At 48.2% G+C, this 255-nt stretch carries 1 protein-coding gene; it reads left to right on the top strand.

Going from position 1 to position 255, the window contains the following annotated elements; translation table 11 throughout:
- Positions 1–255: aldehyde dehydrogenase family protein (locus AAEZ03_RS28175; RefSeq protein ID WP_350583250.1), on the top strand; the 255-nt coding region annotated here is incomplete at both ends.

The raw sequence follows: 255 nt of genomic DNA, 5'->3' as shown, positions 1-255 counted from the left end.
CCTATCATTTCCATGAGCCACTAGGCGTTGTTGGTCAGATTATCCCTTGGAACTTCCCTATCCTAATGGCCGTGTGGAAACTGGCTCCTGCGCTTGCTGCGGGTAACTGTGTGGTTCTCAAACCTGCTGAGCAAACCCCTGCCTCTATTCTCTATATGTTAGAGATTATCGGTGCGGCTGACCTGTTACCTAAAGGCGTATTAAACGTCGTCAATGGCTTTGGTGTCGAAGCTGGTAAGCCTTTAGCTTATAACA

The sequence above is a fragment of the Pseudomonas sp. HY2-MNA-CIBAN-0224 genome (genome assembly GCF_040310285.1).
Lineage (GTDB): Bacteria > Pseudomonadota > Gammaproteobacteria > Pseudomonadales > Pseudomonadaceae > Aquipseudomonas > Aquipseudomonas helleri.
This window is presented reverse-complemented; position numbering and strand designations above follow the sequence as displayed.